General features: G+C 38.9%; 21 protein-coding genes and 2 pseudogenes. 11 read left to right on the forward strand and 12 right to left on the reverse strand.

The annotated features are described in order from the left end of the window. Window positions 1-33: 33 nt before the first annotated feature. Window positions 34-771 carry a hypothetical protein gene (locus ACQKKO_RS01620; RefSeq protein ID WP_498643662.1) on the reverse strand — a complete coding sequence of 246 codons (738 nt, stop codon included), beginning with the start codon at window positions 769-771 and terminating at the stop codon, window positions 34-36. A 171-nt stretch (window positions 772-942) separates the two neighbouring features. Between ACQKKO_RS01620 and ACQKKO_RS01625 the strand changes: the two genes are divergently transcribed. Then, a complete protein-coding gene (locus ACQKKO_RS01625) occupies window positions 943-1,542 on the forward strand; it encodes a hypothetical protein (RefSeq protein WP_498643664.1) in 600 nt (199 codons plus the stop codon). Between the two features lie 211 nt (window positions 1,543-1,753). Further along, window positions 1,754-2,128 (forward strand): hypothetical protein, encoded by a 375-nt coding sequence (locus ACQKKO_RS01630; protein ID WP_498643666.1) that lies wholly within the window; start codon window positions 1,754-1,756, stop codon window positions 2,126-2,128. Between the two features lie 149 nt (window positions 2,129-2,277). On the opposite strand, the gene ACQKKO_RS01635 is transcribed toward ACQKKO_RS01630, so the two are convergent. The 5 genes from ACQKKO_RS01635 to ACQKKO_RS01655 all read right to left on the reverse strand — a co-directional run bounded on the left by ACQKKO_RS01635 (window position 2,278) and on the right by ACQKKO_RS01655 (window position 4,652). Then, entirely contained in the window at window positions 2,278-2,589 is a 312-nt protein-coding gene (locus ACQKKO_RS01635) for a hypothetical protein (protein ID WP_498643668.1), read from the reverse strand. Between the two features lie 15 nt (window positions 2,590-2,604). After that, on the reverse strand, window positions 2,605-3,051 hold the full coding sequence (locus tag ACQKKO_RS01640) for a hypothetical protein (protein ID WP_498643670.1): 447 nt from the start codon (window positions 3,049-3,051) through the stop codon (window positions 2,605-2,607). A gap of 119 nt (window positions 3,052-3,170) precedes the next feature. Continuing rightward, window positions 3,171-3,392: a DUF6366 family protein gene (locus ACQKKO_RS01645; protein WP_498643672.1), complete on the reverse strand. Its 222-nt coding sequence runs from the start codon at window positions 3,390-3,392 to the stop codon at window positions 3,171-3,173. 18 nt (window positions 3,393-3,410) lie between these two features. Continuing rightward, window positions 3,411-3,665: a hypothetical protein gene (locus ACQKKO_RS01650; protein WP_498643674.1), complete on the reverse strand. Its 255-nt coding sequence runs from the start codon at window positions 3,663-3,665 to the stop codon at window positions 3,411-3,413. A gap of 45 nt (window positions 3,666-3,710) precedes the next feature. Further along, window positions 3,711-4,652, reverse strand: coding sequence for a lysozyme inhibitor LprI family protein (locus ACQKKO_RS01655; RefSeq protein ID WP_498643676.1), 942 nt, complete (start codon window positions 4,650-4,652; stop codon window positions 3,711-3,713). 201 nt (window positions 4,653-4,853) lie between these two features. Here ACQKKO_RS01655 and ACQKKO_RS01660 point away from each other — a divergent pair, with 201 nt between their 5' ends. Then, a complete protein-coding gene (locus ACQKKO_RS01660) occupies window positions 4,854-5,066 on the forward strand; it encodes a hypothetical protein (protein ID WP_498643678.1) in 213 nt (70 codons plus the stop codon). 26 nt (window positions 5,067-5,092) lie between these two features. Here the strand turns inward: ACQKKO_RS01660 and ACQKKO_RS01665 are convergent, their stop codons facing one another. Genes ACQKKO_RS01665 through ACQKKO_RS01680 form a run of 4 tightly spaced genes read right to left on the reverse strand, consistent with a single transcriptional unit; the run spans window position 5,093 to window position 6,684 of the window. Further along, entirely contained in the window at window positions 5,093-5,386 is a 294-nt protein-coding gene (locus ACQKKO_RS01665) for a hypothetical protein (RefSeq protein ID WP_498643680.1), read from the reverse strand. Continuing rightward, entirely contained in the window at window positions 5,346-5,603 is a 258-nt protein-coding gene (locus ACQKKO_RS01670) for a hypothetical protein (RefSeq protein WP_498643682.1), read from the reverse strand. The genes ACQKKO_RS01665 and ACQKKO_RS01670 overlap by 41 nt, the downstream gene beginning before the upstream one ends. Beyond that, complete coding sequence (locus tag ACQKKO_RS01675; protein WP_498643684.1) at window positions 5,596-5,892, reverse strand: hypothetical protein; 297 nt, start codon at window positions 5,890-5,892, stop codon at window positions 5,596-5,598. Before ACQKKO_RS01675 ends, ACQKKO_RS01670 begins: the two co-directional genes overlap by 8 nt. An 18-nt stretch (window positions 5,893-5,910) precedes the next feature. Then, window positions 5,911-6,684, reverse strand: a complete 774-nt coding sequence (locus tag ACQKKO_RS01680; RefSeq protein WP_498643686.1) for a hypothetical protein — start codon at window positions 6,682-6,684, stop codon at window positions 5,911-5,913. Window positions 6,685-7,110: 426 nt separating this feature from the next. Here ACQKKO_RS01680 and ACQKKO_RS01685 point away from each other — a divergent pair, with 426 nt between their 5' ends. From ACQKKO_RS01685 to ACQKKO_RS01720, 8 genes and pseudogenes are all read left to right on the forward strand, one after another. Next, window positions 7,111-7,761 carry an SGNH/GDSL hydrolase family protein gene (locus ACQKKO_RS01685; RefSeq protein ID WP_498643688.1) on the forward strand — a complete coding sequence of 217 codons (651 nt, stop codon included), beginning with the start codon at window positions 7,111-7,113 and terminating at the stop codon, window positions 7,759-7,761. A gap of 189 nt (window positions 7,762-7,950) precedes the next feature. Then, the gene (locus tag ACQKKO_RS01690) at window positions 7,951-8,190 is read left to right on the forward strand and encodes a hypothetical protein (protein ID WP_498643690.1); all 240 of its coding nucleotides are present in this window, start codon (window positions 7,951-7,953) and stop codon (window positions 8,188-8,190) included. A gap of 32 nt (window positions 8,191-8,222) precedes the next feature. After that, entirely contained in the window at window positions 8,223-8,747 is a 525-nt protein-coding gene (locus ACQKKO_RS01695; RefSeq protein ID WP_498643692.1) for a hypothetical protein, read from the forward strand. A 12-nt stretch (window positions 8,748-8,759) separates the two neighbouring features. Then, complete coding sequence (locus ACQKKO_RS01700) at window positions 8,760-9,080, forward strand: hypothetical protein (protein WP_498643694.1); 321 nt, start codon at window positions 8,760-8,762, stop codon at window positions 9,078-9,080. A gap of 24 nt (window positions 9,081-9,104) precedes the next feature. Then, window positions 9,105-9,440 carry a hypothetical protein gene (locus ACQKKO_RS01705; RefSeq protein WP_498643696.1) on the forward strand — a complete coding sequence of 112 codons (336 nt, stop codon included), beginning with the start codon at window positions 9,105-9,107 and terminating at the stop codon, window positions 9,438-9,440. Window positions 9,441-9,701: 261 nt separating this feature from the next. After that, window positions 9,702-9,953: pseudogene (locus ACQKKO_RS01710) on the forward strand (ATP-binding protein); the annotation flags it as partial. 53 nt (window positions 9,954-10,006) lie between these two features. Further along, window positions 10,007-10,558 (forward strand): annotated as a pseudogene (locus ACQKKO_RS01715) (ATP-binding protein); the annotation flags it as partial. 73 nt (window positions 10,559-10,631) lie between these two features. Further along, window positions 10,632-10,772, forward strand: a complete 141-nt coding sequence (locus ACQKKO_RS01720) for an IS3 family transposase (RefSeq protein WP_498643785.1) — start codon at window positions 10,632-10,634, stop codon at window positions 10,770-10,772. Between the two features lie 334 nt (window positions 10,773-11,106). Here ACQKKO_RS01720 and ACQKKO_RS01725 read toward each other — a convergent pair whose 3' ends face one another. Next, a complete protein-coding gene (locus ACQKKO_RS01725) occupies window positions 11,107-12,129 on the reverse strand; it encodes an SDR family NAD(P)-dependent oxidoreductase (protein WP_498643698.1) in 1,023 nt (340 codons plus the stop codon). Continuing rightward, window positions 12,126-13,475: a UDP-glucose dehydrogenase family protein gene (locus tag ACQKKO_RS01730; RefSeq protein WP_498643700.1), complete on the reverse strand. Its 1,350-nt coding sequence runs from the start codon at window positions 13,473-13,475 to the stop codon at window positions 12,126-12,128. The genes ACQKKO_RS01725 and ACQKKO_RS01730 overlap by 4 nt, the downstream gene beginning before the upstream one ends. Window positions 13,476-13,482: the final 7 nt, after the last annotated feature.

Raw genomic sequence — 13,482 nt, forward strand, 5'->3', positions numbered from 1 at the left:
TAGTATCTGAACTAGTCCTCTCCTCTATCTCAATTATTCAAAATTCCAAGCATAGAACATCCACGGATCATTAAGTTCAAAATGATATTCCCAGGTTCCAGCGTATTCCATATCATAAATATAGCCATCAGCCGCAAAGAATGCCGTCTCGGGTAATTCATCTGCACTCATACAATATTCCGCCCAGCACACGCCTTCACCCTTCAAAGGAGCGTATTTAAATGGACTAGATACTGATTGAATGTTGATATTGGCGAATTTCGTCGCAGGGTCAATGTCTACATCAAAATCTGACCCAAAATAATCTTTCCAAGGTAACCCTTTTCCATCAACCCAATTTTCATAACCAGGCTCACTTTGGATCGTACCTGCGTCCTCAGGTTCTGTTGACTCCGTAACATTCTCAGCTGAATCCGCATCAGTTACTTCCACCTCAGCTACCTCTTCAGCAGCCTCATTTGATTCGCTGGCCTCAGCTGTCGTGCTTTCACTCTCAGTAGTAACAATCTCCTCTGCATCCTTAGCAGGTTCGGTTGTGGCTGTTGAGTCATCAGTCTTATCAGATTCGGCCTCAACCTCTTCCTCTATAGGCTCTTCTTCCTGTGGCTCTTCTATATCTTCAACAGGTTCTTCAGTAACTTCCACCGGTTCTTCTTTTGTTTGAGCGTTGCTTTTAGTGGCGTTTGATTGGCCTCCCGAGCATGCTGCTAGTAACACAATACATAGTAAGAATAATAAAGAATAGTTAAATTGTTTGCTGAATTTAAACATGATCTTCTCCTCTGGCTAGTAAAATAGTCTCAAGCTACAATTATACTATAATAATCCAATTAAAAGAAAATAATGGACCTTCTACACAGTTTTGACTTCATTTCATTTTATATCTATACTAGTAGTTTAGGATCAGACCTAAGGATTCAAAATCACTGAAAGGAATTATGAATGGACTTACTAAATATATTAAGAAGTTATGAAAATGAACTTATTGTAGTAGATAACGAGTATGAAAAGATTGGAACCTATGAAAAAAAGAATAAGCTTTTAAGACGAATTTTAATTTCATTCATAATAGTACCATTTGCGCATGGATTAATTTGGACTATCTTAACTAGTATTTTACCAATGACTCTATTATTAGACTTATTCGGCTTGCTTAGTTTTGTATTACCCTTTATCGTTTTCGGAATTATGACATCACAAGCACGTGAAAGAAAAAGGAAAATATCTAATTCGTTACAAATAATTCAGCAACAGCATGATAAAGTACTCACTTTTGGCGTTGTACCAGAGTTCTATCATGTTAAAAGTACAATAACCGAATTCATACATTATTTAGAATCACTACAAGCAAAAACATTAGAGGAATGTATTGCATTAAAAAGGCAATATGATATGCATAATGAGCAAATGTATATGCAAAGAGAGCAAATGAATACGATGAACGCACTCCATAATAGAATGAACGATTTAGAAAGAACGGCGAGTCGATCGAATGCTGATCTTGACGGCGTTAGGGAAGAAATAAGAAGAAATAATTATTAATCTAACTGAGATTTTTTTGTCTCTTTACGGTCTGGTCCCGCAAATGTATTTAGTTTTCTCACTAAACACCTACTTATCGTTTTAAGCCATGTTCATTTTTTATACTATTATTCTTTAACTATCAATCATAAGCAGTTTTAGATTTTTTCGAGCAATTATAACTAGTTTCAATTAATTTTATCTTATACTTACACTCGAAAGGCTGATCCACTTGTATAAAAAACTACTTGTATCATCATTATTTCTAATCACCGCGTTTATTCTATTTGCCTGCTCTTCTGCACCAGAAGGCGTATCCAGTGAAGCTTACAAAGCGGGGAAAGACCATGTAAGTCAAATGGAAAAATGTGCGGATAGTAGTTCGTGCAACACAGACGAAGTGTTTGAAGACATTTTTTCTGATTTAGAAGGGTTAGAGGGAGAGAATTCAGATAGCAAGGATTCCGATATTGCTGATCAAACTTTCGTTGCTTTGATCTTTCTAAGTTATCTAAAGGATGAAGATGGGGCGGATGCTCGTTCTGAATACGAGACGGAGATTGATAACCTTCGAACTTTATTAGGTGAAAAGCCTAAATACGAATAACTTAGAAGAACGCATCCACTCGGAGCGTTCTTCTTTCTCTCTTTCTCCCCCTCATTCCCATCTCTTTAAGTGCCTCTTCTACGCTATCCACTCATATGAGCACATTCTCATCTTCCCAAGTGTATTGAATCACTAGTCAATTAGAAGGATTAATTATAAAAAACCTGAAAAGGAAAAAAGAAAACCACCAACGTAACAACAAGCAATCCCAAATAAACATAAAATCGAATCGTCTTCTGAAACGCTCTCATCTTCACCACTTTAATCAAGAGTGCAATGGAAAATAACCCTCGAAATAAATACGAGACTACAGCATAGGTTGTATCTATATGAAAGTCATCCCAACGATTGATAGCAGACATGATTGCATAGACCACATACACAACAACGATCCCAAACCACAACCAACCCTCCACAAACAAATAACGATCCTTCCTTTTCTCTATCACCTCTTGTTCCAACTTAGCCACCCCCAACTATTGGTTGTCTCGCATCCACTCTCCGTGCGCTTCATCTATGCGATCAATTCGAATGAGGGAGTCCTTGTTATCATCATCTTCTGATCCGATGACGATTGTATCCTCATCTTCAAAATACGCTTCAAACACTCCATTAAATTCGCCTTCCGTTGGATCTAAAAGCTCCAACATAAAAGAACTATCATCGCCTGAGACTTCAATCTCTAAATCGAATCCATCGTCCGTATCTCTAATCTGATAGTCTTCCTGCCCCTGCGAATCGGGTACTTTCTGTACAAGACTAACCGTTTGATCGTCCCTAAAGGTTAAGTACCGATTCTGTTTCTCTCCGTCAGAGACGGATTGCCAAGATCCGATAATCTGCTCTTCATGATCCACACCACAGGCTGTTAATACGCTCAGTAAGAACATACTACCAAGTCCCGCTCTCCATCTTTCTCTCATAAGACACCCCTTTTTAAAAGCCTTTTCTCCCCCATACCCCCTTACAAACGTCATCAATCTCCTTAATTACCTGATTCTGTATAAAAATAAAGAGCGATCTCAGACTCTGAGATCGCTCTTCACCACGGAAAATATCCTAAGACATAAAGGCGGTACGCAATATAGCCACCAATGAGTAAAACAAGTAAGCCCAAAACACCTTTCCAGCCTAGATCAGCAAGGCCTCCACCATCGTTTCGGTTCACCCCATCACTGAAGTTGCCACCTGGATTACGCTTTTGTTCCTCAAATCTTAGGCGTTCTCTTTTCTCTTCTGGTGTTTCTTTTTGTTGGTGTGCCATAACGTAACCACCTTCTTATCATCCTTGTTCCAACTCAGCACGTGCCTCGTCTACACTCTCCACTCGAATGAGTGCATTTCCTTGGTCCCCATCACTATCGGCACCAATGAACATTTTATCTTGATCATCAAAGATTCCTTCAAAGATTGGATGATACGATTCATTTGTTGGATGTGCAATCTCGAGAGTAAATGAGTCGTCCGCTGTATCTATGATCCGATATTCCTCCGTACCACTTCTATCCGGACTCTTTCCTTCATCAAGCGTCACCAATCACAAGGGCCTGATTTAGTGAAAAGATGCCGAGTAGGACACTTATCACTCTGCATAATCCATATAATTGTAAATTAAATAATATGTACGATACATCGTTTCATGTGTTAAGTAATCCATGCCTTCCGTCCGCTCAACCGCTACGTCACTTGGCATCTCAGCGAAATTAGTTTCCTTCTGATTAATCCACTCCAACTGACTTTCCTTTAATATTTCAAACGCATCTTCGGGCATTTGATTTTTTAGCACGCTCCAGATTTCATTTAATAATTCATCCCATTCCTCGTAGTAAGGAGTGTAAAATCCAGTCGCAATGACATCGTTGTATATGATATTATTTTCCTCATACATCCTGTTTTCTAATTCAATGGCTAATCGGCTGTATTCTGCCTGCACACTATCACCTGCAAGCTCTGGCCACTCACTCGTTACAATCTCTTCTTCATCTATTAAATCTGTAGGTTCTTCTTCCTCGACCCTTTCCTCAATCTCACTCACCACATCCTCTTCCGCATCCGGCTCTACATTTGTCCTTTGAACGTCTCGTGACTGTTTTTCCTCTTTCGCAATGATCGCTAGTTCCCTTTCCAACTCTTTCTCTAATTCAGCGATCGCGTCCTCGATGCTATCGATGCGAATTAAACGCTCTTTCCCATCCGTATCTTCCTTTAATCCCATAACAATTCTGTCCTTACTATCAAAGAATCCTTCGAAACCAAACTCGAAGTCTTCCCCACTCTCTGCAATCTCTAAAAGGAATTGATCATTATCTAAATCAAAGATTCGGTATGCTGCCACTTCAGGGCCAAATGATATGTCATCCCATAAAAGCACACGGTCTTCCTCAATCTCTATAAATGAATCTTCTTTCTCACCATTTAACACAAACTGCCACGTTCCAACAATTTGGTTCTCCGTTGAATCACTACACGCCGTTAACACACTAACAAGGACCAATCCACAAGCTATCCCTATCCACTTCCTCACGACAAATGCCGCCCCCTCATCTTTCTCTATCTATACCATAAATTGTAACAAATATTACGAGAACGGCATATAAGAATGTTCAACATTTAACACCTCTATAAAATTCCGATATCCATATTTCAGGAACAAAAACATATTCTGTTTAACCAGTCAGCAACCGGGTACTCAAGAACTAATACATCATGAAGGAGGAAATATCCTATGGTAACGTTTAAACAGAGGGTAGATCATTCACATTACAAAACCATTCTGACTGGTATGACGGTTATGCCCATTATCGCGATTCTAGGTTTTTTGAATCTCATTCCTGTCTCTAATGCCGTAGCTTGGTTAGCTCTTGCTGCATTTTTTGTAGGTTTTTTTAAGTTCTTCTTTAGGTTCAAAGGCAAAAACCCTGCAAAAGATATCAATTAAAAGACATTCAAAGCGAATGTCTTTACTCAACTCTTATATGAAAAATAAAGCCCCTCATACTCCGGATCATACAAGTAAGGCTCTTTGCGATTCTGCACATGAAAGGCCACATTCCGCCCCGCCTCTACACCAACTCGGTTATATCCTTCTTGTGTGTAGTGAATGCCGTCCTCTTTCATTAAATTCAACTTATCCGAGGTCATGCCTGCATAGAGAGTGGATACCAGCGTCGCATAGGGATACGACTTACAAAACTCTGTCTGGATTTTAATCATCGACTTATAGAGGTCCGTCCCCTCCTTGTTTCCAATTCGGATCATATAACAGCGCTCCACCCCTTGCGCACATCTCCTCAATCATGTTGGTCAGCTTCGGCACGTAGATATCCCCCGACATAAACGCATCCGTCTCTCCTTGGCACCACACCATGAACAAAAGCCTTACTTCATAGCCATTTGACACTAGCCACTCCTTTGGCAGTATGTACCCGTATAATCGCATCATCCAAATAACGCGTACCAGGCTGCCATTAATCAATGGAGCTTCCACCCTTCGATGCAGATACGGCCACAATCGGAACCTTTGTAATCGAGTAATACTCATTTATAAAAGCCGAAACCAATGAACCCGTCTTCGTCTCCTCTGTAATGCCATCGTCCTTGTTCTCATTCACTCCGAAAGGCTCCGTCACGGGATAGAGCCTGGTCGGGTCCGTAATTGCACGAAATTCAAATCCATGCCCTTCTGCCACACGCGGTGCATCCTCCGCAACACCTCTGCCCGCAATGTTTGACTGCCCCATAAACAATACAAGATCCACTTTCATCACCATGTCTCCCTTCGTTTAATAGTCGATTTCATTCATCGGAAAGCCAAATCGATAGCCATTCCCTACCGCAAACTCACAACACAGTCTAATCTTTTCTTTCATCTCTTCAGTAGATAGGTATTTTTCATGTGTAAAAATAATTAGATCCCTCTCAGCAACTGCGAACTCTCTAAGCTGACCCTCCACACCTTGGACATGCTCCAGACGCAGATCCGTTCTAAGAAACGTAAGACCCCTTTCCACATCTCTCATACGCCCATAACGCTTCAACTCATCACACTTCTCAGCACTCAGATCATAACTAAGACGATCATCCTCAGAAGTAAGTAACCCAGACACTCCCAAAGTAGAGTGATTCTTAAAAGCTGAAACAGCCTCCTTACTCCCCTCGTAAAAATGTGTCCGCACAACCCGATCAATCGCAGTTGTTCCTCCCGTGATCGGAGTTAACTCCCTGAGAACTCGCGCGTAGTCATTCTTCGCCTGATCATACGTAGCAGACTCATAGCGCGACCTTACATTGTTCGCATGAAAACCCCATCTCAGCCAATGAGCATTCACCTGAAACTCACTCGCAAACGTCTCAGGAACCTGAGTAAGGTCAAATGATTGATCTACCGACTCATAAAACACATATCCACTGTGCACCAGGCCGTATTGAAGATGCATATCTCTTAAGAAAGACATAATCGGCTGATCAAACATGCTTGTGTAAGAAGAAGCATAGCGAGCCAAATCCTCTAACACAGTAATCATATCGTCCGTCGAGATATGCATATATGGCTTCATTAATTAAACCTCCCTCTCAAGAAAGCGATTTCAAAAATACCTTGAATCGTTCTATCCCTTCAAACTACACTGTAAGAATAGTGTAACGGATAAGGAGGAATGAATCATGTATTTGCTGACAATCATTACAACAACTTTATCATTGATCTACGCAATCGTTTTATGGAACACACCCAATACGTTTACGATCGTGTTTACACCTCTGCTTATACTTTCCCTATCCTTGAGCTTCATCAACAAAAAACACAAGCTCATCTTCATAGGCATTAACTTCTTTCTGTTTTTCTTCATCCTGACCATATTCTTTTTTAGATACATCTTCTTTGCCAATCCGTAAACTCCAAACATAAAGAAGGATTTTGTCTAACCATAGCGAATATAAAGAAATTATGTAAACGCTTAACTAAACCTTGGAGGGATACACCAATGACATCAACCACTCAAGACTACTCATCAAAACATCTCCTAATCTTCGGAGACAGCATCGCACATGGGAATGAAAATAACTTAAAATCATTCGCTACGATGGCCGCAGATAAACTTTCTATCCCATACACCAATTATGCAAGAGGCGGCGCAACCATTACAAGCATCCCTCACCTCGAAAATGATCTACATATCCATATTGAAAAAGCTCTATCTGAAGGGGCTAAGGCCGATTACATCGTCTTTAACGGCATGACGAATGACATCGTTGGTTCGCGCTACGCTCCCTTGGGTGAAGTAACAGAGGGCTACGACACCGAGTTTGATGAGAGTACATTCTGTGGAGGATTCGAATCCATTTGTAAAAAGTTTAAAACAAACTGGCTCGGCGCCAAAGTCCTTTACGTCCGTCCGCACAACATGAAATCAAGAGAAGCTGACAAACAAAAGTCTTTCGGAGACAAAGCACTGGAGATCTGCCGGAAATGGAGTATTCCTTATGTGGATCTGTATACAGAAGGTGGCTTGAATACGCATTTAGAAGAAATGAATCATGCCTATACCATCAACCAGGACGGTACTCACCCGAACACAGAGGGGTATGAGTTGTTTTATGTGAATCCGGTTGTGGCGAGGTTGGCTGGGTTGTAATGTAATTAGATGAAAATTAAGTGGACGAATCATTCAATCTATGAATGGTTTGTCTTTTTATATTGGTACGGCCAAGAAATATTTTAGGTATTTAGACACCATTCATACTAATTTTAGAATAATATTAGAAATTTACTAAGTAATTAGTGATAGTATCAAAGAAACACTTCATTTGTACAAGGAGATCATATGGCTGATACATTTAAATCCTTTGTCTTCACATTTATCGTAGCTCCCTCCCTTCTTGGAGCAGGGTTAGCAATCACAGTAGAGCTCCTACCTTTTCTATGGAGTCTCATAACGTTTAATGCAGTTGGCTTAGCTTTTAAAAACGTAGGGATTAGTTTTCTTATAGGATACGTCATGTATCTCATTTATATTGTGTATTTGGCAGTTAAGTATAAGCTTTGTAAAACGAAAAGCAGTTAGGTTAGTGATTGGATTTCAGGAGGACGCAATGCATGCAGCTAGAGAATATCAAACAACTAGAACACTTCACAATAGGCAAGTCGTACGTGTTAAAACGAATGCAGTACACGGAAGACCTTGTGATTGAGAACGACCTAGGAGAACGAAAACGTCTTGATTTAAAGGCAACTACCTTTAGTGAGGTTGACCGAACAGAATTAAAATGGCTAGGTATTTATTTTGATATAATTAGCGATGAAAATGAAACAACACCTATGGTTCGGCAGACTAGAAAACAAAAAAGAGTCGTCACCCAACTAAAAGTAGGCTATTGGATGTTTCTTGGTCTAGTATGTATGGCAGTCGTGTCGATCATGAATGTTCTTTTTCATGTTCCTAATGCATGGATGGAGCAGAATACATTTTTCATCTTTGACTTTCTTTACTTTGTATTACGTCTCATTTGTGCGGGAGCGCTTGGTGGGGCCATCTTCACGGTATATGAACGTTTCAGCTTGTATTATAAAAGAAAGAATTCGGGACTGCCGATGAAAACATTACGAATGGAAGTTTCGTGAATGGAGATGAATATGACAACTTTACATAGATGTTCCGTATGTGGTTATCTTGGTTTGGATGAGCCTCCATACGATACATTTGGTTGTAGCAGCTTTGAAATTTGTTTCTGTTGTGGGTTTCAGTTTGGAGTAGATGACGATGATTGTGATGATCATAATGAACCTATTCTCTATACAAAGGAAGAACTATATACTCAATACAGAAAGCGTTGGATAGCTAATGGAGCGAAACCTATTTCAGAAGATTTCCCTGAAAGATTAAAAAATACGGATGGTTCCCTTAAAGATCATATCTTAACAGATCAGTTAAAAAGTATAACTGAAGAGCTCTAGTCAAAAGCTCTGTAGGAGGTAATGATGGACCTAGATAGAGTGAAAGAAAAATTTATCAAACACGCTTTAATTCATGAGGAAACAGAGGAAACCGGTAACTATAAAAGAGGGAACAAATCATCAAAAATTCTCTTTACCTTATCCGAGAAAATTAAACGTGACTCAGTGAACGGTCCTATTATGATAGACACCCTCTTAAAAGAAACAAATCCAAGCGTTCTTATTTGGACAAGTGTGATATCCATTCAAATGAACTATCGCAAAAAAGACTCAATTGCCCTTCTCAGAAGATTTGCAAAAGATCGTAACATTGGTCAACAACGGTTTAATGCTGAGATGACTCTTAAGGAATGCGGATAAAGCAAACAGTCCCTTCAAACTATTAGGAGACTGTTTAAATCCCGTCCTTAGTATCGTTAACTTACTAACTTTCAAATAAATAAATTCCCTTCTCCAGAACTATCTCCTTCTTTTCCTTTTAAACTCAATCACGTTATCTCTACTTTGATGTCCCATCGTATGATAGGTTCTTGGAACACTCACACCAACGGAAGGATTCTCTTTGAAATATACTTCGTTCATTCCTGCTTCTGATGCAAAAATGGCATTCGTTAGAATTCGTATTTTAGCTTTGATGATTTAAGCGCAAATACGTTGTTTCAGATCATATCTAAAAGATACGAACATGGTGCGATGATTGTCACATCAAACAAATCGTATGTAGAATGGGGCAAAATATTTGGTGACGAAGTGCTAGCTACTGCCATCTCAGATCGACTCATTCATCATTCAACAACGTTTAATATAAAAGGAAATTCGTATCGACTGAGAGAAAAGAAAAAGGCCGGTGTTCAACCGGCTACAATTCGCTGATATAAGGGAATTTGATTCCGTTGAAAACAGGGAATTTCAGACCGTTGTTGACAAAATGGGCACGCTTCCCTTTCGTGAAGTCATTAGATGAGTTTGAGTTGGGAGGACAAAACGTTCTGACAGCTCGACAGCTCTCTCAACTCCGAGAATTAAGCTGGCTAGAGCAACAGTATAATCTGATTCTTTTGGGACCTCCAGGCATTGGTAAGACTTATATCGCAATTGGGCTTGGACTTGAGGCTGTTTACAGAGGGTTCAATGTGTATTTCGCTACAATGGGTGAACTGGTGCAGCTTCTCAAATCGGAGGAATACCTCAACAAATCTAAAGTTCAGCTGAAGAGAATTAAAAATGCCGACCTAGTGATTATTGATGATTTAATGTATATGGCCATGGATCAGAGAGAAGCAAATCTATTCTTTCATTTAATCAATCATTTATACGAACGAAGTTCGATTATCCTAACATCAAATAAGAGTCCAGAAGAATGGGGCAATTTAATCGGTGGCCAAGCCATCACCACAGCAATTTTAGATCGCCTACTTCATCGTGTGGAAGTGATCCATGGAGGTGAAGAAGAGGAAAGTCACCGAATGAAAAATTGAAAGAGCATTTTTTCAGCAGAAGTGTTAAAAGCAAACGAGCAAAAAGTGTAAAATTCAACTTGACGTCTACACCATTAAAAGAGAACTCATCTATCGCTTTCAATTTCAAACAAGAAACGAGGCGATGAAATCCATTCATCATTATATTTATAGTCGATACAATGAAAACGAGAAGGCATTCCACTTTGAACTATCAATCCCCGAACCAATTTGAGAGAACCTATGCCAAAAGGATTAATCATGACTCGCAAAAAACAATTAGTTAGACAAAAGTAAGTTATCCCCCGACTTTTAGATAAGATCTCAACTGTCGAGGTAGAGGCAGTAATGTAGGCTTTGAGAGGAATCACTCTCACTTTTTAGTGTCCACTTTCTTGATAGAAGACCAAGTTTTACTGATTACAAAGAAGTACAACGAGAATATATGGAATTTGTACAAGAGATAAAATGTGAATTATAAAACGACAAAAATCTCGTTCACTATATTTAAAGTGAACGAGATTTTTGTGTATCCGAAGCTAGTTATTCAACATAGTCTCTTTTTTCTATTAGCTCTTCAACTTATAATAATCAACATACCAATCTGTAAACTGTTGTAACCCTGCTTCAATCGAAGTCTGAGGTTTAAATCCAACTGCTTCTTGTAACTTTTCAGTAGAAGCGTAAGTAGCTGGTACATCCCCTGGTTTAATTGGTTCAAATTGCTTATTAAATGTGATTTCTTTTTCTAATGAGTTACCTATGCATTTTTCCAGAGTATTTATAAAAGTCATCAGCTTCTCTGGATTATTGTTTCCAATGTTATAGACTTTATGTGCCACACTTTCGTTGTCTCTAGTAGGTACATTGCTGATTAATCTTTTAATCCCTTCGACAATATCATCAATATATGTGAAGTCTCTATACAAATCATTATCAAAGTTTCCATCGTTAAAAATTTGAATTGGTTCATTATTAAAGAATTTATCCGTGAATCCAAAATAAGCCATGTCCGGTCTTCCCATCGGTCCATATACAGTGAAGAAACGTAGACCTGTTGCTGGAATGTCATATAAGTGGCTATATGTGTGTGCCATTAGTTCATTAGACTTTTTAGTTGCAGCATAAAGTGATACAGGGTGGTCAACAAAGTCAGATTCCTCAAATGGTACTTTCTTGTTTGCACCATACACTGAACTGGACGATGCATAAATGAGATGTTCTACTGGAAAGTGCCGACATGCTTCTAATATGTTAAAGAAACCAATCATGTTGCTCTGCATATAGGCTCCAGGATTCTCTATGGAATATCTAACCCCAGCTTGTGCTGCTAAGTTCACCACAATAGAGGGACGAAATTTTTTGAAAATATTTTCAATACTTTCTTTGTCTGAGATATCTGTTTTTATAAATGTAAATTTATCATACGGCTCTAAATTTGATAAACGAGCTTCTTTCAGATTCACATCGTAATAGTCATTTACATTATCAATGCCAATGACAGTTTTTCCTTCATCAAGAAGTTTTTTAGAAAGGAAATATCCAATAAATCCAGCAGCACCTGTTACAAGATATACTTTTTTATCTATCAAACTAAAGCAACTCCTCGTGCTGATTTTTTTAATATACGACCAATGGAATGGTACTCCACATCATTATGAGCCATTTCCCCTACATCATGTAAATTACGACCATCATAAACTAAAGGTGTCCGCATTAATTCATTATACTGATTAGGAGTAACGGCTTTAATTTCTCCCCACTCAGTGAAGATAAAGCATACGTTTGCACCTTCTAGTGCTTCTTCAGGTTTATTAACATATGTGATAGATCCATTAGCTTGTTTACCTTCTGGATATAGCTTTGCAAAATTATCACTACCAACAGGATCATACGCATAAATATTCGCGCCGCCTTTAAGTAGTAATGGTATATTTTCTAAAGAAGGAGCCTCACGAAGATCATCCGTACCCGGTTTGAAAGTCAGACCAAGTACAGCGACTTTCAGACCATGGAACGTAATTAGACGATTGCTCGCTTTTTTATATAGAGCAAGCTTTTGTTCAGTATTTATCTCGATTGCAGCTTTAACAGTTTTCAACTCGTATCCATTCTGCTTCGCAATATATTCTAAAGCTTTTGTATCTTTCGGAAAACAAGATCCTCCATAACCAATGCCTGCATTTAAGAACTTGCTACCAATACGATCGTCATAACTCATCCCTTTAGCAACATCTTGAATATCCGCACCGACTAATTCACAGAGGTTGGCGATATCATTCATATAAGAGATTTTTAAGGCTAAAAAGTCGTTCGATGCATATTTGATCATTTCAGCAGAACGACGATTTACTGAAACAATTGGAATATGAAAAGGTGTATAAATGTCTGTTAAGATTCTCTCTGCCCATTCACTTTCTGTACCAATGACAATACGATCGGCCTCTAAGGTATCTTTAACAGCTGAACCTTGTGCAAGGAATTCTGGGTTAGAAGCAACTTCTACTTTAACGTCTCTAATTAAGAAATCATTAATAAATTGTTCAACTTTATCATTCGTACCGACGGGAACAGTCGATTTCACAACAACTAAACAATCGTGCTCAATCGATTCCGCTACTTGCCGAGCAACTGTAGCAATATAAGATAGATCAGCTGAACCATCTTCCCGCTCTGGTGTACCTACCCCAATGAAGACAGCTTCTGCTTTTTTATAGGCTGTTTGGTAATCTGTAGTAAAATGTAATCTACCTGCAGATATATTTTTAGCCATTAACTCTTCTAACTCAACTTCATAAATTGGTGAGATACCCTTTTTCATTTTCATTACTTTTTGTTTGTCTATATCTACACAAGTTACATTGTGTCCGTTTTCTGCCATACACACTCCAGTAACTAAGCCGACATAGCCAGTTCCAGCTACTGCTAAGTTTTTCATTATGTGA

This window comes from Alkalihalobacillus sp. NPDC127517, from assembly GCF_050276055.1.
GTDB lineage: Bacteria > Bacillota > Bacilli > Bacillales > Bacillaceae_D > Alkalicoccobacillus.